This is a genomic window from Nitratireductor arenosus, from assembly GCF_009742725.1.
Classification (GTDB): Bacteria; Pseudomonadota; Alphaproteobacteria; order Rhizobiales; family Rhizobiaceae; genus Mangrovimarina; species Mangrovimarina arenosa.
Genome location: NZ_WPHG01000001.1, coordinates 945,319 through 962,307 on the forward strand (window position 1 = coordinate 945,319; position 16,989 = coordinate 962,307).

General features: G+C 65.1%; 19 protein-coding genes. 12 read left to right on the forward strand and 7 right to left on the reverse strand.

Annotated features, from left to right (window positions below; genetic code table 11):
* Positions 1-9: 9 nt before the first annotated feature.
* The 3 genes from GN330_RS04550 to GN330_RS04560 all read right to left on the reverse strand — a co-directional run bounded on the left by GN330_RS04550 (position 10) and on the right by GN330_RS04560 (position 2,690).
* Positions 10-858, reverse strand: coding sequence for a COG3904 family protein (locus GN330_RS04550; protein ID WP_197435027.1), 849 nt, complete (start codon positions 856-858; stop codon positions 10-12).
* Positions 855-2,213 carry a hypothetical protein gene (locus tag GN330_RS04555; protein WP_156711449.1) on the reverse strand — a complete coding sequence of 453 codons (1,359 nt, stop codon included), beginning with the start codon at positions 2,211-2,213 and terminating at the stop codon, positions 855-857. The genes GN330_RS04550 and GN330_RS04555 overlap by 4 nt, the downstream gene beginning before the upstream one ends.
* A gap of 108 nt (positions 2,214-2,321) precedes the next feature.
* The gene (locus GN330_RS04560) at positions 2,322-2,690 is read right to left on the reverse strand and encodes a hypothetical protein (RefSeq protein ID WP_156711450.1); all 369 of its coding nucleotides are present in this window, start codon (positions 2,688-2,690) and stop codon (positions 2,322-2,324) included.
* Positions 2,691-2,821: 131 nt separating this feature from the next.
* Here GN330_RS04560 and GN330_RS04565 point away from each other — a divergent pair, with 131 nt between their 5' ends.
* From GN330_RS04565 to GN330_RS04600, 8 genes are all read left to right on the forward strand, one after another.
* Complete coding sequence (locus tag GN330_RS04565; RefSeq protein WP_156711451.1) at positions 2,822-3,283, forward strand: GNAT family N-acetyltransferase; 462 nt, start codon at positions 2,822-2,824, stop codon at positions 3,281-3,283.
* A 128-nt stretch (positions 3,284-3,411) separates the two neighbouring features.
* On the forward strand, positions 3,412-3,681 hold the full coding sequence (locus tag GN330_RS04570) for an MliC family protein (protein WP_156711452.1): 270 nt from the start codon (positions 3,412-3,414) through the stop codon (positions 3,679-3,681).
* A gap of 208 nt (positions 3,682-3,889) precedes the next feature.
* Complete coding sequence (gene sdhC / locus GN330_RS04575) at positions 3,890-4,306, forward strand: succinate dehydrogenase, cytochrome b556 subunit (protein WP_156711453.1); 417 nt, start codon at positions 3,890-3,892, stop codon at positions 4,304-4,306.
* A gap of 2 nt (positions 4,307-4,308) precedes the next feature.
* Positions 4,309-4,692: a succinate dehydrogenase, hydrophobic membrane anchor protein gene (gene sdhD / locus GN330_RS04580; protein WP_156711454.1), complete on the forward strand. Its 384-nt coding sequence runs from the start codon at positions 4,309-4,311 to the stop codon at positions 4,690-4,692.
* Positions 4,693-4,700: 8 nt separating this feature from the next.
* Positions 4,701-6,533, forward strand: a complete 1,833-nt coding sequence (sdhA, locus tag GN330_RS04585) for a succinate dehydrogenase flavoprotein subunit (protein WP_156711455.1) — start codon at positions 4,701-4,703, stop codon at positions 6,531-6,533.
* Between the two features lie 78 nt (positions 6,534-6,611).
* Complete coding sequence (locus GN330_RS04590; RefSeq protein ID WP_156711456.1) at positions 6,612-7,391, forward strand: succinate dehydrogenase iron-sulfur subunit; 780 nt, start codon at positions 6,612-6,614, stop codon at positions 7,389-7,391.
* 22 nt (positions 7,392-7,413) lie between these two features.
* Positions 7,414-7,953: a hypothetical protein gene (locus GN330_RS04595; RefSeq protein ID WP_156711457.1), complete on the forward strand. Its 540-nt coding sequence runs from the start codon at positions 7,414-7,416 to the stop codon at positions 7,951-7,953.
* A gap of 13 nt (positions 7,954-7,966) precedes the next feature.
* Entirely contained in the window at positions 7,967-8,620 is a 654-nt protein-coding gene (locus GN330_RS04600) for a YceH family protein (protein ID WP_156711458.1), read from the forward strand.
* Positions 8,621-8,944: 324 nt separating this feature from the next.
* On the opposite strand, the gene GN330_RS04605 is transcribed toward GN330_RS04600, so the two are convergent.
* The gene (locus GN330_RS04605) at positions 8,945-9,661 is read right to left on the reverse strand and encodes an alpha/beta fold hydrolase (protein WP_197435029.1); all 717 of its coding nucleotides are present in this window, start codon (positions 9,659-9,661) and stop codon (positions 8,945-8,947) included.
* 179 nt (positions 9,662-9,840) lie between these two features.
* Between GN330_RS04605 and msrA the strand changes: the two genes are divergently transcribed.
* Complete coding sequence (gene msrA / locus GN330_RS04610; protein WP_156711460.1) at positions 9,841-10,437, forward strand: peptide-methionine (S)-S-oxide reductase MsrA; 597 nt, start codon at positions 9,841-9,843, stop codon at positions 10,435-10,437.
* A gap of 32 nt (positions 10,438-10,469) precedes the next feature.
* Here msrA and GN330_RS04615 read toward each other — a convergent pair whose 3' ends face one another.
* The 3 genes from GN330_RS04615 to GN330_RS04625 form a co-directional block, all read right to left on the reverse strand.
* Complete coding sequence (locus GN330_RS04615) at positions 10,470-11,621, reverse strand: Leu/Phe/Val dehydrogenase (protein ID WP_156711461.1); 1,152 nt, start codon at positions 11,619-11,621, stop codon at positions 10,470-10,472.
* 180 nt (positions 11,622-11,801) lie between these two features.
* Entirely contained in the window at positions 11,802-12,239 is a 438-nt protein-coding gene (locus tag GN330_RS04620) for an OsmC family protein (protein WP_156711462.1), read from the reverse strand.
* Between the two features lie 136 nt (positions 12,240-12,375).
* Positions 12,376-13,611 (reverse strand): ubiquinone biosynthesis hydroxylase, encoded by a 1,236-nt coding sequence (locus GN330_RS04625; RefSeq protein WP_156711463.1) that lies wholly within the window; start codon positions 13,609-13,611, stop codon positions 12,376-12,378.
* A 134-nt stretch (positions 13,612-13,745) separates the two neighbouring features.
* On the opposite strand from GN330_RS04625, the gene tesB reads away from it, so the two are divergent.
* From tesB to GN330_RS04640, 3 genes are all read left to right on the forward strand, one after another.
* Entirely contained in the window at positions 13,746-14,624 is an 879-nt protein-coding gene (tesB, locus tag GN330_RS04630) for an acyl-CoA thioesterase II (RefSeq protein ID WP_156711947.1), read from the forward strand.
* 226 nt (positions 14,625-14,850) lie between these two features.
* On the forward strand, positions 14,851-15,189 hold the full coding sequence (locus GN330_RS04635; protein WP_156711464.1) for a P-II family nitrogen regulator: 339 nt from the start codon (positions 14,851-14,853) through the stop codon (positions 15,187-15,189).
* A gap of 28 nt (positions 15,190-15,217) precedes the next feature.
* Positions 15,218-16,573 carry an ammonium transporter gene (locus GN330_RS04640; RefSeq protein ID WP_156711465.1) on the forward strand — a complete coding sequence of 452 codons (1,356 nt, stop codon included), beginning with the start codon at positions 15,218-15,220 and terminating at the stop codon, positions 16,571-16,573.
* Positions 16,574-16,989 lie beyond the last annotated feature (416 nt).

Genomic DNA, 16,989 nt, shown 5'->3' on the forward strand with positions numbered 1-16,989 from the left:
TAATCCGACCTATTTCGCGGCGATCGGGCCCGTGTCGGTCGCGAGGCCAAAGCCCCGCATCTCATCCATGCTGAGGTAGTAGAGCGCGCGCGGCGGGGTATCGAGCGCGTGCAGCCACAGGGCCGGATCCACGCCCATTTCGTCCAGATGGCGCGAGATGCGGGCCGTGGTCGCCTGCGCGTCGGACATCGCCTGGGCCGGTTCGGCAGGCATCTCGCCGACAGCATAGAACTGGTGCACTCCGACCGCCGATTTGACCCCGACCGAGCGCGTCACCCCGCCGGCCAGCATCAGCGGGCAGGAAGAAGCGCAAAAGGCGCCATCCACGACGGCCGTCGCCAGGCCGCGAGCGCGTATCTGCCGGGCGATCGCGATCGCATCGTCGAGCGAGCCGCCCGGCGAATTCAACAGAACCGCGCGTACATATTCGCCGCGCACCGCGATCTCGGCGGCGAAACGCGCCGCCGCGCCGACATCGACAAAACCCTCCGCCGCCAGGATGCCCCCTGGCTTGAGCGTAAAGCTGATCGGCCGGCGCAGCCGGTCCTCGTCGACCAGGACCTGGTCGCGCGGATCGACCGTAGCCGAGCCGCCTTCGCCGTCCCGCGTGTCCACCGCCGGCGGCAGGATCGGCGAGGTGATACCGGCAGGCGACACCGTGGCCGGGCGCCGGGCCTTGATCAGGTCATGCAGATCCATCGCCAACACGCCGACGGCGCCGATCAACAGGCCGCGAAAGGCCCAGCGGATCACCTCGCCCTCGTCGAAACGGGCGAAATAACGCCCGATCGTCGCCCGCACGCCGCGCCTGCGGCCGGAATTCCCACGGGCAAGGGAGAGGCTGCCGGCGCGGCTCACGAATCGCTCCTCTTGCGTTCCGACAAGGACAGCGGCGTCACGTTCTCGGCCGCCGGCCTTTCATCACCCTGACGGCCTCCGTCCTCCGCCGGCTCTGCCGCGTCGGCTTCGTCCTCCACCGTCGCGGCCTGATCCGCATCCGGGACTACGCTGGCGGCGGCGACGCGACGCGCCAGAAGAGCGTCGTGGATTTCCAGCGAGCGCAGCATGTCCGCCGCGGTGATGCGGTCGGTATCGGCCATTTGCTCTTCCCCGCGCCGCACCGCCGCCTGCACCACGGCCATGATCGCCACCAGCACGGCGGGAAGCAGGTCGATCGAGATCGCGCCGGCCCAGCTCGGAATGAAATCGCCGCCATAAAGCAGCACCGCCTCTGCCGACGACAGCGGTACGTAGCGCCGGTCGGGCACCTTGGGCTGGGCAAGAATCTGCTCGGCGGCCTTGGAGAGCGCCTTCGACTGCGCCTCGACGGATGAGCGGATCGTGGCCATGACGACGTCTTGCCGGCCGGCCAGGTCGGCGGTCGACCCGTCGGCGACCGGCGCGATAAAGCCGACCGAGAGATCTTCGGCCGCGCGCATCACCGAGGGCGCGACGGAAGTCTGCTCGAGTGCAGCGATCACGCCCGCGAGCGCCACCGCCTGTTCGGCGAAACGATCGGAACGCGGCGCGATCGCGCCCGATTCGGAAACCAGTCCGCGCATCGCCGCCAGATGGGTCTGCCCCTCCTTGAAAAGCGTCGCCACCGTCTCACGCGAGGCGAGAATGTTGGCCTCGAGCTCGCGCATCTGCGCGGCCATCTGGGTCAGAAGCTGCACCACGCTGCCCGAGCCGGAGGTTCCCGTCAGCGCGCCCGATTCACGTTCGTCGTCGGCCAGCCTGGCAAAACGCTCGCCGGCGCGCTGGATATCGGGCAGCAGCGACAGCGCCCCGAGCGCGTTGGTGTTGGCCTGGTCGAGATCGCCGGTGTAGTCCTCCAGCGTCTCGGCCAGGTGCTGCTCGACCGCGGCCGACCCGGCAAGCGCGGCCGCGTTGAGCCAGGACGACATCGCCACGATCATCACCGACCCGACCGCCATGACGGCGACCAGCACCAGACGCGAGGCGCCGTCGCGCATTTCGGGCAGGAACCGCAGCAGATAGGTCCAGAAACCGTAGATTCCGACCGACACGGCGGCCGAATAGATAATGGCGGCGAAAAACACGATTGTCGCCGATCCGTCGAGAAGGCTGCGCACGCCCAGATAGGTATAGACGCCCGAAGCCAGCGCCAGCGTGGCGAGCACGAAACGCGTCATCGTCGTCAGCGACGCGGCGTGGTCCTTCAGTCTGCGGGCGGTCGCGGCTTCGCTCATCTTGTCTCCCGTCCCGTCACGGCCTCGCCTTGCGCCTGCGTCAGTACCGAATCAGGCGGTGCAAACGTGACCAAATCAGGGCCGCCGGGCTCGATTCGGACGAATCGCTCAGCGGCAGGGCCCGACCAGCACCGGCACGGTGTTGTCCGGCAGGCCGTACATATAGCCGCGGCCCTTGAGCAGCACGCCGTGGCGCCGGCAGTCGCGCCGCACCCGGTCAGCTTCGTCGTAATAGACGACGTCAGGACCCGCGCCGGCGCGGCTGTACTCGCCCAGCTCTTTGGCCAGATGGCCCTGGCCGACGACGATGCGTTTGTAGCCCGAAGGGCTGCGGATCACGAGATTGCCGAAGCTGTCGGCGTAAACCCGGTCGTAGAGACCGCCGGCCGCAGCCGGCGCCGCGGCAGATACCATCAGCGGAGCGGCGAGCGCGACGGTCGCGAATGCTCCCATCCAGGATTTCCAGTTCAGGCGCATGGCGCGTCCTTTCCTTGAGGTCGAAGCCTCCTCACACTGAACATTAACCTTTTCTTAACCTCTGTCACCTGGGACGGGAAATCCGCACGCGGCAATTGACAGACATGGTTAATATCCCCGATGGAGAACAAATGACCGATCAGCCCGCAATCGACATCGCCCTGCTTCGTCTCAAGGACGCCCCCGATCTGGCGCCGCTGCTTGCCGCTTATGCCCAGGCGCTCAAACGCGGCGCGCCGCGCCGCCCCGATCAATATTACGCCGAGGCGCTGTTGCAGGACCGTACCGCCGAAGTGTTGGGCGCCCGCATCGACGGCCAATTGGTCGGCTTCGCAATCTTCGCCGACCTGCCAGAGCCGGTCTCCGGCATGCGCTGCGGCGCCTGCGACCACATCTACGTCCACCATGAACACCGCTCGAAGGGCATCGCCAAGGCGATGGTCGACGTACTCGCCGACCGTGCCGAGGAACGCGGCTGGACCAAGCTGATGCTGAGCGCGCCGCGCAAGCCCGAAGACGGCAAGAAGCTCTACGAGCAGATCGCCGGCCCCGCCGACTGGTCGAGCTACGTCATCCGATTCGACGGAAAATAGCTTCCGTGCGTCCGGCTTGATCTCGTGCGGCCAAAATTTGTAACTTTCGCTGGCCCGGCCGCGAACCGCGAGGAACCGTCCTGAAAAACCACCTGATCCTGTTGCCGGTCATCTTTCTCGCAGCGTGCGTGGCGGACGGATCGGGCGCCGATGCGGGCCGCGCCTCGGCACCGCGCGGCAAAGCCACCTATCGCTGCGACGACGGCGCCCGCATGGCTGTCGAAAACCGCGGCGCGAGCGTGATCGTCACCGTCGACGACAGCGCGCCGATCATATTGCCCGCCTCCCCGGCCGATTCGCGCATCCGTTATGGTGCGCCGCCCTATGCGTTGCTTCTGGACCGCAACGAGGCGCTCTTGATGAAGTCCGGTGCGGCGCCCAATACCTGCCGCCGCTGACGCCGGATCGCACGCACCGGGATCGGTTTCGGCTTTAATCGATTGAAGCCGGGACTTCGCGGGCGCGCCGTCACGACGCCTGTCTAAATGCCCGATGCGGCATCTTTTTCCGGCTTTGACGCGCTGCAAAAAGACCATTAGAAACGGGCAACCGGGCCGGCGGCGGCAGTCGCCGCGTCGCATCCCGCGCCTTCTATCTGGGGGAGCCATGAGCAATTCCACAGCCACCCGACCTGGCATGAGACAAAGACCGCTTTCGCCGCATCTTCAGGTCTATCGCCTGATCCCGACCATGGTGATGTCGATCGTGCACCGCATTACCGGCGCAGCGCTTTATGTCGGCACGCTGCTGGTTGCCTGGTGGCTGATCGCAGCCGCCACCTCGGAAAGTTATTTCGAGTTCGTCAACGGCCTCTACGGCTCCTGGTTCGGCCGGCTGGTCCTGTTCGGCTACACCTGGGCGCTGCTGCACCACATGCTGGGCGGCCTGCGTCATCTGGTGTGGGACACCGGCACGGCGATGGGCAAGGAGACCTCGACCAAACTGGCCTGGGCGACGATCGCCGGTTCGGTGACGCTGACCGTCCTGGTCTGGATTGCCGGCTATATGGCACGCGGAGGCTGACGATGAGCGACATGCGCACCCCCCTTGCCAAGGTCCGCGGCCTCGGTTCGGCCAAGGACGGCACCGACACCTTTTGGCGCCAGCGTCTGACGGCGATCGCCAACATCCCGCTGCTTTTGTTTTTCGTCGGTCTCCTGATCGCGCTCAACGGCGCCGGCTACGACGAGGTCCGCGCCACGCTGGGCAACCCCTTCGTGTCTCTCGTCCTCGTTCTCGTCCTCGTTTCCGGCCTGGTGCATATGCGTATCGGCATGAAGGAGATCATCGAGGACTACATCCATGACGAGGGCATCAAGATCGCCCTTGTCGTGCTCAATACATTCTTTGCGTTCGCGATAGGCGTGGCCTGCGTGTTCGCGCTGTTGAAGATCGCGTTCGGAGGGTAATGGCGCCGATGGCTGAGGCAAGCAAGGCGGGCGGCGGAGCCTACGAGTTCGTCGATCACAAATTCGACGTGGTGGTGGTGGGCGCCGGCGGCGCCGGCCTGCGGGCCACGCTCGGCATGGCCGAGCAAGGCCTCAAGACCGCCTGCATCACCAAGGTGTTTCCGACCCGTTCGCATACGGTGGCGGCCCAGGGCGGCATCGCCGCCTCGCTGCAGAACATGGGCCCCGACAACTGGCAATGGCATCTCTACGACACGGTCAAGGGCTCCGATTGGCTCGGCGACGTCGACGCCATGGAATATCTCGCCCGCGAGGCGCCGGCGGCCGTCTACGAACTCGAGCATTACGGCGTGCCGTTCTCGCGCACCGAGGAAGGCAAGATCTACCAGCGCCCCTTCGGCGGCCATATGCAGAATTTCGGCGAGGGCCCGCCCGTGCAGCGCACCTGCGCGGCCGCCGACCGCACCGGCCACGCCATCCTGCACACGCTCTACGGCCAGTCGCTGAAGAACAACGCCCAGTTCTTCATCGAATATTTCGCCCTCGACCTGATTATGGACGATGACGGCACCTGCACCGGCGTCGTCGCGTGGAACCTCGACGACGGCACCATCCACCGCTTCGCCGCCAAGATGGTTGTGCTGGCCACCGGCGGCTACGGCCGCGCCTATCTGTCGGCGACCTCGGCGCATACCTGCACCGGCGACGGCAACGGCATGATCGCGCGCGCCGGCCTGCCGCTGCAGGATATGGAGTTCGTGCAGTTCCACCCGACCGGCATTTACGGCGCCGGCTGCCTGATCACCGAGGGCGCGCGCGGCGAGGGCGGCTATCTGGTCAATTCAGAGGGCGAGCGCTTCATGGAGCGCTACGCGCCGTCGGCCAAGGATCTGGCCTCGCGCGACGTGGTTTCGCGTTGCATGACGATGGAGATCCGCGATGGTCGCGGTGTCGGCAAGGAAAAGGACCACATTTTCCTGCATCTCGACCATCTCGACCCGGCCGTGCTCGCCGAGCGTCTGCCCGGCATTTCCGAATCGGCCAAGATCTTTGCCGGCGTCGACGTGACCCGCGAGCCGATCCCGGTGCTGCCGACCGTGCACTACAATATGGGCGGCATCCCCACCAATTATTGGGGCGAGGTGCTGAACCCGACCAAGGACGATCCCGACCGGGTAACGCCCGGCCTGATGGCGGTCGGCGAGGCCGGCTGCGCCTCCGTGCACGGAGCAAACCGGCTCGGCTCCAATTCGCTGATCGACCTCGTCGTCTTCGGCCGCGCCGCCGCGATCCGCGCCGGCGAGGTGATCGACCGGGCGGCCGCGATCCCGGCAATCAACGAAAAGGCGGTCGACAAGATCATGGACCGCTTCGACCGCACCCGCCACGCCGACGGCGGCAGCCCGACCGCCGTCCTGCGCGACAAGATGCAGCGCGCCATGCAGGAGGACGCGGCGGTGTTCCGCACCCAGGCGTCACTCGAACAGGGCTGCAAGCGCATTTCGGCGATTTGGGGCGAGCTCGCCGACATCAAGGTCTTCGACCGCTCGATGATCTGGAATTCCGACCTGGTGGAGACGCTGGAGCTAGAAAACCTGATGGCCTGCGCCATCACCACCGTCTACGGCGCCGAGGCGCGCAAGGAAAGCCGCGGCGCGCATGCCCGCGAGGACTTCTCCGAGCGCGACGACAAGACCTGGCGCCAGCACACACTGGCCCGGCTGAACGACAAGGGCAAGGTGACGCTCTCCTATCGCCCGGTCCACACCGAGCCGCTGCTTGAGGAAAAGGACGGCGGCATCGCGCTGACCAAGATCGCGCCCAAGGCGCGGGTGTATTGAGCCCGATGCGCGCAACGGCCGGCCGGGCCCGACGCCGCCCGGCCCCGATGCGGGCTATTCGAAAGGAATGCCGACACGATGGTTGAACTCGCTCTTCCCAAGAATTCGAAGATCAAGGAAGGCAAGACCTGGCCGAAGCCGGACGGCGCGACCAACGTGCGCGAATTCCGCATCTACCGCTGGTCTCCGGACGACGACGACAATCCCCGCGTCGACACCTATTACGTCGACATGGACGATTGCGGGCCGATGGTGCTCGACGCGCTGTTGTGGATCAAGAACAGGGTCGACCCGACGCTGACGCTGCGCCGCTCCTGCCGTGAGGGCATCTGCGGCTCATGCGCCATGAACATCGACGGCACCAACACGCTCGCCTGCACCAAGGGCATGGACGAGATCGACGGCGGGGTGAAGGTCTACCCGCTGCCGCATATGCCGGTGGTCAAGGATCTCGTCCCGGATCTCACAGTACCCTATGCGCAGCTCACCTCGGTCGAGCCCTGGCTGAAGACGGTCTCGCCGGAACCCGCCAAGGAATGGCGCCAGAGCCACGAGGACCGGCAGAAGCTCGACGGCCTCTACGAATGCATCCTGTGTTTCTGCTGCCAGACCTCTTGCCCGTCCTACTGGTGGAACGGCGAGCGCTATCTTGGACCGGCGGTCCTGCTGCAGGCCTATCGCTGGCTGATCGACAGCCGCGACGAGGCGACCGGGGAGCGGCTCGACAATCTGGAAGACCCGTTCCGGCTCTATCGTTGCCACACCATCATGAACTGCACCCAGGCCTGTCCGAAGGGCCTCAACCCGGCCAAGGCGATCGCCGAGATCAAGAAGATGATGGTGGAACGGCGGGTCTAGTAAAGATAGTGGAACGAACTCAGTGAAAAGGTCGGATATTGTCACGCTGGCTTCGGAGGTAATATTCGGCAAATCATTGATCATGAACGTCTATCGATCGATCGTCGTCGAAGCGATCATCTCAAGGGCGCTGCCAGACTGGACATGGTGCTCGTCAGACTACGCATCGCATGATTTCGAAAGAAACGGCATCCGCCTTGAAGTCAAGCAGACTGCCATTCGCCAAACTTGGACCACCACGCGTCTTTCGCGCCCTTCCTGGGATATTGCGCCGAGAAAGGGATATTGGCTTGACGGCAAGACGTGGATACCGTCGCCGGGGCGAAATGCCGAACTATATCTGCTCGGACTTCATGCGATTGCGGACGATACAGCTGACCATCGCGATCCTGAGCAATGGCGGTTTTTCGTGATCGCCACCAGTGACCTTCCGCCAACCAACCAGATCGGGCTTCGAAAGGTGGAGCAGCTTGCATCCTTCAGTTCCGTGACCGGCTTGGCAGCAAAGGTCGACGAGATACTTTCGCAACGACGTGTCACTTCGACACGAGAGCCTCTTTGAAGACGGTAGCACCATGTCCACCAACGACCTCCCCCTTCTCAATCCGCTCGAGACGCGCGTTCTCGGCTGTCTGGCCGAAAAGAAGACGCTGACGCCGGACGTCTATCCGATGAGCCTCAACGGCGTGCACGGCGCGGCCAACCAGAAGACGGCGCGCGATCCGGTCATGACGCCGGAAACCGTGGAGGTCCGCCGCGCCCTCGCCCAGTTGCAGGACAAGGGCTTGGTGCGCCAGGCCTTCGCCTCGCGCGTCGAGCGCTACGAGCACCTGATGGCACAGCGTTTTTCGCTGACCCAGGGCCAGACCGCGCTGATCGCGCTGATGATGCTGCGCGGTCCGCAGACCGCGCGCGAACTTCTGACACGCACCGAGCGCATGGCGAGTTACGGCTCGCTCGACGACCTGCTCGCCGATCTCGACCTTTTGATCGGCCGCCGGCCGGCCCTGGTTCAGCTCGTCGAGCGCGGCCCCGGCCAGCGCGAGGACCGCTACATGCATCTTCTGTCGGGGCCGGTGGCGGCGACCGCCTATCCGGCGCGGGCCGCCCCGGTTCAGACCGCTACCCACACCGCAGCCTCAAGCGACCTCGAAGCGCGCGTGAGCGCGCTGGAGGAGCAGGTTTCGGAGTTGCGGCGGCAATTGGCGGTGCTGACCGGCAACGGCTAGAGCCGTTCCTCTTTAGATGGAAGCGGTTTGACGGAATCGATTTGTCGCTCCGGCAAGGAGAAGTCCGCAGCGCGATATGACTATCGGGCAAGGGCTTTGACGCCGCAGGGGCGGAAAAGCCGTCCAAGCCGAGGAACGAATGCGCTTGATACAGCCCGTCAAACCGCAATCGCCCGACCTTGGTCTTTCGCGCGTCTTACGGTCTCGCGCGCGGCTCACGGTGCTAACACCGCATCGGCGCACGCTCGTGGCCAGACCGCGAAATCCCGGCGGTCAAACAACTCCATCTAAAGAAGAATGGCTCTAGATCACATCTTACATATATCAGTCTCGGTCGATCGCCATGATCGTCTCGGTCAGCCGATCCGGTTGCGAGAAATAAGCCGAATGGCTTGCCGAGATGCTCTCCACCCGCTGTGGCGGGCTGGCCTCGATCAACCGGTCCTGCAGGGCCGGCGAGACGGCCCGGTCCTCCGTCAGCCGGATATAGGCCCGCGCCACCTGCCCGTAGCGATCGGCGCTGAGTCGCAGCGGCTCGCCCGCCGGCCGGGACGGCTCCCGGCACAACAGCGTGCGCGCCAGCGACACGTCGTCGGCGCTGCAATCGGCATAAAGCGCATCGACATGGGCTTCCGGCTTGAGCCAGTCCCAATATTCGCTCGAACTAAGTTGCAGATTGGCGGGAACCAGGGAATCGCGATCGCTCATCGACCATTGCGCCACGCAGTCGTCGGCCGGCAGCATGAAGGACGCCAGATAGATCACTCTGCACACGCGCTCGGGATGGCGTTCGGCGAGCGCCGAGGCGACGACGCCGTAGCGGCTGTGCACGACGATCGTCGTCTTTTCGCCGTCGACGAGATAGGCTGCGGCCGCATCCACCATGCGGCTGAGCCCAACCTCGGCCGGCACCGCCGGGTCGCGACCGCGGCCGGGCAGGTTGACGACCGAGACCCGTCCGTGCGCGGCAAGCCGCGGGACGATCTTGTACCAGCACCAGGCTCCATGCCAGCTGCCGTGAATAAGCAGATAATGCGCCATGCCGTTTCTCCGTGTTGAGGGACGGCGCGGTAGTGCATGGTTTGTTTCCCGGCAGCCACCCGATTCCGGCACGGGCGAAACCAAGCGGCCGATACAGCTCACAGGGTCGTGTTGCACCGTGAATTGCCTTGACGAAAGCCGCCGGTAGCCTGAACGCTCACACATTCGGAGTATCCGCAATGATCCGCCAGTTCGCAGTCGCTCTTCTCATCACCTTTGGAGCGCCCGCGCCGTTGATCGCCCAGGAAACACAGACCGCGATCTTCGCCGGCGGTTGCTTTTGGTGTGTGGAATCGGATTTCGATCGCGTGCAGGGGGTGAAATCGACGGTTTCGGGCTATTCCGGCGGCGATCTCGAAAATCCGACCTACCGCAACCATACCGGCCATCGCGAAGTGGTGAAGATCGAGTTCGATCCGTCGCAGACCAGCTACCGCACGCTGGCCGACATTTTTTTCCGTTCCGTCGACCCGACGGACGCCGGCGGCCAGTTCTGCGATCGCGGCCATGCCTACACGACCGCGATCTACACCCAGGGCGAGGCGCAGCAAAAGGCGGCCGAAGAGGCAAGGGCCGAAGCCGAGAACGAACTCGGTCGGAAGATCGTCACCCCGATCGAGTCGGCCGGCGCCTTTTGGGACGCCGAGGGATACCACCAGGACTACTACCGCAAGAACCCGTTGCGCTATAAATATTACCGCTACTCATGCGGCCGCGACGACCGCATCGAGGAGTTGTGGGGCGAGGCTGCCCATCGGGGCATCCCGGCGCATTAGAACCGTGCATCCATGCAAGCCGATCGGCGCCGCTATCGGGCCGACTTCGCCCGCCGCGCCTTCTTGGCCCGCGCACTCTCGATATATTCAAGCGCGATCGTTTCGGCGACCGCATCGGTGGTGCGGCCCTCTGCCTCCGCGCGCCGGAAAATCGCGCCGAGCGTGCGCGGGATCACCCCCACCCGTTTCATCGCCGCGTCCGCGTCGTAGCCCGGCGGCGTCAGTTCCTCGGCGACGTTGATCAACCCGCCGGCATTGATGACGTAGTCGGGCGCGTAGAGGATGCCGCGCGCACGCAGCCTTTCGGCATCCTGCGGGGTGGCAAGCTGGTTGTTGGCCGAACCGGCGACGATGCCGGCCTTCAAGAGCGGAATCGTCGTCTCGGACAGCACCGCGCCCAGAGCACAGGGCGCGAAGATGTCGACATCCGCGGTCGTGATCGCGTCGCCTTCCAGCGCGACAGCATCAAGATGCGTGACCGCCTTGTCCGCTCGGGCAGGCTCGATATCGCTCACGGAAAGCCGCGCGCCCTCGTTTCTAAGCCGCTTGGCCAGCGACCAGCCAACCGCGCCCAGCCCCTGTACCGCGACACGCACGCCGTCGAGCTTTTCCGAGCCGCTCTGGTGCTTCAGCGCCGCCTTGATGCCCAAAAATACGCCCTGCGCGGTCACCGGCGAGGGATTGCCGCTACCGCCGCGTGTCGTGCCGGTCACGTTCGGGGTACGCGCGCGCAGATAATCGGCGTCCTCCAGCGACAACCCGACATCCTCGGCGGTGATGTATTGGCCTTCGAGCGCGGCCAGCATTTCCGCATAGGCATCCAGAAGCCGCAGCGACTTGTCCGACCTAGCGTCGGCCACGATCACCGCCTTGCCGCCCCCAAGCGCCAGACCCGCCACCGCCGCCTTCAGCGTCATGCCGTGCGACAGCCTGAGCGCGTCGGTCAGCGCAGCCTCGAAATTCTCGTGCGGCCATACGCGCGTGCCGCCGAGTGCGGGGCCGAGCGTGGTGTCGTGTACCGCGACGATAGCGGTCAGCCCGCGTTCCTCGTCGCGCCCCAGCCACACCTGCTCGTGGTCGGCGAAATCCGCGAGCCGGCTCGCGTCTTCGGTGATGTCGCTGAGTTTCAGGGTTGACTTGCCGCCCGGCACCTTGACGGTGCGCGGTCCTGCTGCCTGCAGCATATCTTCTCCTCCGGTTCGAGGCCGTCTGCCCTTCCTGCGGGCGTTGACTTACCCTCAGGAACTATAGGCTCTTTGGGGCGACTTTTGGTTTCGTACTGCCGGCCTTCGGCGATCCGACCTTGCGCGGAAACCATCGAAACCGGTCACAATCGTTCGGGTACTCGGTCGCACGCGACCGCGTCACGCAAGCCGGGCGTCGAGCCGGATATCGATCGACGAGAGCGCGCCCGAAACCGGACAGGACGCCTTCGCCTTGTCGGCCAGGTCTTCGAACGTGGCCGCGTCGATACCGGCAACCTTGCCGACAAGGGTAAGGATGCTGGCCGTGATCGCAAAACCGCCGTCGGCGGCAGGACCGAATTCGACCCGGGCCGAGACCTCCAGCGCCTCGGCCGGCGTGCCATTTTCAGCCAGGAAGTGAGAGAGCTGCATGGCGAAACAACCGGCATGCGCCGCCGCGATCAGCTCTTCGGGATTGGTTCCCGACTGGCCGCTTTCGTCCTGGAACCGGCCCTTGAAGAAATAGGGAAGGTCGGCAATCGCGCCACTTTGCGTATCGAGCGTTCCCTGGCCTTCCGTCAGCGTGCCTTTCCAGACGGCTTTGGACGTGCGGTGCATGGCATTCTCCATTGATTGCGCGGCGCTGGTACATCATACCCCATCACACGCGGCACCGTGATGGCGCGACAATGAAATTCGTGTGACGTGTCGAAACGAACCCGTTCCGAATAGCCGATCGAAACTCCGGACTGTTTCAGATCGCCTCGCCGCGCAGAAGCCGCGGCGCCTCGCCGGCGAGTCCGGCCGCCTGACGGATGAAGAATTCCTTCAGCCGCGGCATCCGGTCGACCATGCCGAGGCCGATATCGCGCACCGCGCGCAGCGGGCCGAAATCGTTGGAGAACATGCGGTTGAGCACGTCGGTGGTGATGCCCATCTGCACCGTGTCGAAGCGGCGCCAGCGCGCGTAGCGCTCCAGCACGTCGAGCGCGCCGATATCCTCGCCGAGCCGGTCGGCCTCGACCACCACTTCGGCCAGAGCGGCGGCGTCCTTGAAGCCGAGATTGAGCCCCTGGCCGGCGATCGGATGGATACCGTGCGCGGCATCGCCCACCAGCGCGAAACGGGGCGCGACGAACTCGCGCGCCAGCGTCAGCCCGAGCGGCCAGGCCCGGCGCGGCCCTTCGACGCTGATCTCGCCGAGCTTCAGGCCGAAACGGAGCTCCAGTTCCGTCTCGAAAACGATATCGTCCTCGGCGATCAGGCGCTCGGCTTCCTCGGTGCGCTCCGTCCACACGATCGACGAGCGATTTCCTGTCAGCGGCAGGGTCGCGAACGGACCGGCCGGCAGGAAATGCTCCTCGGCGCGCCCGTTATGCGGGCGTTCGTGCTTGACCGTGCACACGATGCCGGACTGGCCGTAATCCCAATGCACCGTCTTGATGCCGGCCATGTCGCGCAAGCGCGACTTCACCCCGTCGGCGGCGACCAGGAGAGACGCTTCGATGGCGGTGCCGTCGGCCAGCGCGACGGTAACGCCGGCGGGGCCGGCGTCGAATCGTTCCACCGCCACACCTTCCAGGAGATCGATACCGAGTTCGGCCGCGCGCCGCCGTAAGCCGCCGTTCAGGGCCTTGTTGGGTGTCATATGCGCGAACGGCTCGCCGGTCGAAACCTCGCCGTCAAAGGTCAAAAAGACCGGACGCACCGGATCGGACGTGCGCGAATCGGTAACGACCATGTCGGTGATCGCCTGCGCCTGCGGCGCGATCTCGTCCCAGCAGCCGAGCTGCGACAGCATCCGGCAGGCCGCCGCGGCGATTGCCGAGGCGCGGCCGTCGCGTTGCCAGACGCCGGGTGGTGCGGCGTCGACAACGATGACCTTCAGTGCAGGCCGCGCTTGCGCGATCGATACCGCCGTCGCCAGCCCGACATATCCGGCACCCGCGACCACAACGTCGACGCGTCCGCGTTTCGTCATTTTCGCCATCAAAAACTCCTCTTTGGGCATGCCGGTTCTAGGGTCAGGCTCCGTCGACCCGGTTGACTTCGCCCTTGCCTTTCTGCTCGAAAACCCGCCAAGTCTGAACAAACGGACATGTCGACGAAAGCGGGGCCGTGACGATGTCGCCAGCCATGCAGGAACTTCTGGCCATTCTCGACCTCGAGCGGCTGGAACACAATCTGTTTCGTGGTCGCAGCCCGCAAACGGCCTGGCAGCGCGTTTTCGGCGGCCAGACCATCGGCCAGGCCCTCGTCGCCGCCCAGCGCACCGTCGACGCCGACCGGCAGGTACATTCGCTGCACGGCTATTTCATGCGTCCCGGCGACACCAAGGTGCCGATCGTCTACGAAGTCGACCGCATTCGCGACGGCGGCTCCTTCACCACGCGCCGGGTTGTCGCCGTTCAGCACGGCAAGGCAATCTTCTCGCTCGAGGCCTCCTTCCAGCTCGCCGAACCGGGGCTCGATCATCAGTTTCCGATGCCGCTCGACGTGCCGCCGCCGGAAAGGCTCAAGACCCAGCGCGAACTGCTCGAGCACATGGACAACGTGCCCGACATCATTCGCCGTTTCTGGGCCCGCGAACGGCCGCTGGAGATCAAACCGGTCAATCTCGAACACTACACCAGCCGCGACAAGCTGCCGCCGCGCCAGAACATCTGGTTGCGGACCACCGGCCCGGTGCCGGACGAGTGGCCGCTGCGTACCGCGGTGCTTGCCTATCTCTCCGACATGACCCTGCTCGACACCTCGACTTTCGCGCACGGACGCGCCGTCTTCGATCCCGACCTCCAGGTCGCCAGCCTTGATCACGCGATGTGGTTCCACCGCGAGCATCCGCTCGACGACTGGCTGCTCTACACCCAGGACAGCCCGTCCGCCTCCGGCGCCCGCGGCTTCACCCGCGGCGCCATCTATGGTCGCGACGGCGTGCTGATCGCCTCGGTCGCCCAGGAAGGGCTGATCCGGCTGCGCACCGGGCCCGGAACTACTGCCTAAAATATAGGCAGAGCTTCGATTCTGCATAGATTCTTTGCAGCGACGCGGTTCGCAAGCGCGAAGCGACGCCGCGACCGATCCGATTTAGCAATACATTTCAGACAATTGTGCGCAGGCCACGGAAACTGGCACGGAGATTGAATCGCCCTTGTCACGCTCCGGTCGCCCGCGGGCCACTGGTGGTGTGATGGAACGCGGGAACCCGCACAAACAAGGGTGAAGCCTGATGAAAATCGTGATGGCTATCATAAAGCCGTTCAAGCTCGACGAGGTTCGGGAGGCGCTGACCACCGTCGGCATCCAGGGCCTGACCGTCACCGAGGTGAAGGGATACGGGCGCCAGAAGGGGCATACGGAAATCTATCGCGGCGCCGAATACGCCGTCAGTTTCCTGCCGAAGGTCAAGATCGAGATCGTTGTTGCCGACGAGCTTGCCGAGCGGGCCGTCGAGGCGATCGGCACGGCCGCCCGGACCGGACAGATCGGCGACGGCAAGATCTTCGTCCACGGGATCGACCAGGCGGTGCGCATTCGCACCGGAGAGACCGACGTCGATGCGATCTGACCGTCAATCCGATTTCAAGGAGACCAAGATGACCATTCCAACGCTTATCCGGCGTGGCCTTCGGCCCGCATTGGCCGGCGGCCTCGGCGCTGGTGCGCTTGCCCCCTTCACCGCCTACGCACAGGACACAGCCGAAACGGCCGCGCCCGTCATGGACAAGGGCGACACCGCGTTCATGATGATCGCTACCGTGCTGGTGCTGTTCATGATCCTGCCGGGACTGGCGCTGTTTTACGGCGGGCTGGTGCGCGCCAAGAACATGCTGTCGGTGCTGATGCAATGCACGATGATCACCGCCGTCGTCATCGTGATCTGGACGTTGTGGGGCTATTCCTTCGCCTTCGGCGGCGGCACGAGCCCGTTCTGGGGCGGTTTCGGCAAGCTGTTCCTGACCGGCGTGACGATGGACAGCACCGCGGCGACATTCACCGACGGCGTCGTCATTCCCGAATTCGTCTTCATCTGCTTCCAGATGACCTTCGCCTGCATCACGCCGGCGCTGATTGTGGGCGCCTTCGCCGAACGGGTGAAGTTCTCGGCCGTCGTGCTGTTCGTCGCGCTGTGGGTCACCTTCGTCTATTTCCCGATCGCCCATATGGTCTGGGACGGCAGCGGACTGCTATTCGGCTGGGGGGCGCTCGACTTCGCCGGCGGCACCGTGGTCCACATCAATGCCGGCATCGCCGGTCTCGTCGGCTGCATCATGATCGGCAAGCGCACCGGCTACGGCAAGGACAACATGGCTCCGCATTCCATGACCCTGACCATGGTCGGCGCCTCAATCCTGTGGGTGGGCTGGTTCGGTTTCAACGCCGGCTCCAACCTTGAGGCGACCGGCGGCGCGGCACTGGCGATGATCAACACCTTCACCGCAACCGCCGGCGCGATCATCGCCTGGGTGGTGGTCGAGGCGCTTGCGCGCGGCAAGGCCTCCATGCTCGGCGCGGCCTCCGGTGTGGTCGCCGGCCTGGTCGCCGTAACCCCCGCCGCCGGGCTGGTCGGCCCGGTCGGCGCCATCGTGCTCGGCGCGATCGCCAGCGCGGTGTGTTATTATTTCGTCGCCGTCGTGAAGATCAAACTCGGTTACGACGATTCGCTCGACGTGTTCGGCATTCACGGCATTGGCGGCATCGTCGGCGCGATCGGCACCGGCGTCTTCGCCTCCTCCGCGCTGGGCGGCGTCGGCTATGCAGAGGGCGTGTCGATGGCCGGGCAGGTCTGGACGCAGATCCTGGCCGTCCTCGTCACCATCGTGTGGTGCGGCATCGGCTCGGCGATCTTCTACAAGCTCACCGATGTGTTGATCGGACTGAGGCCGGCCGAGGACGCGGAGCGCCAGGGCCTGGACCTGACCTCGCACGGCGAGGCCGCCTACCACTCGTAAACGCCAATTCCGGCCGGCAGAACCCTGCCGGCCGGAACATTCAAAGCGCCTGCAGCCGCGAAAAGGGTTCGGCGCCGCGCGCCCTCGTGCACGAAGCGAGGTTTGAATCGCACTCCATGCTCTCCTCATATCCCGGACGCCACGCGGAGCGCCGTGGGGGAGAGGAGAGCATTGTCGCTGGAAGATCAATATCGCGCGGCGGATCGCTGATGGGCAGACTTCCACCGCGCTTCATATGCGGATCGCTCATTTTGATGCGGACGGCGCTGGGCGCCGTGGGTTCGGGTCTGTCCTTGTAGCAGACTACCGGAGTCACCATTCCGTTTTCGAAAAAGCGATGTCCGATCGCTCGCAAATGCGCATGGTTAATGCGGCTTTAACCCTCACTTTCTAGGTTGGGTCGCGGCCTGCCATCC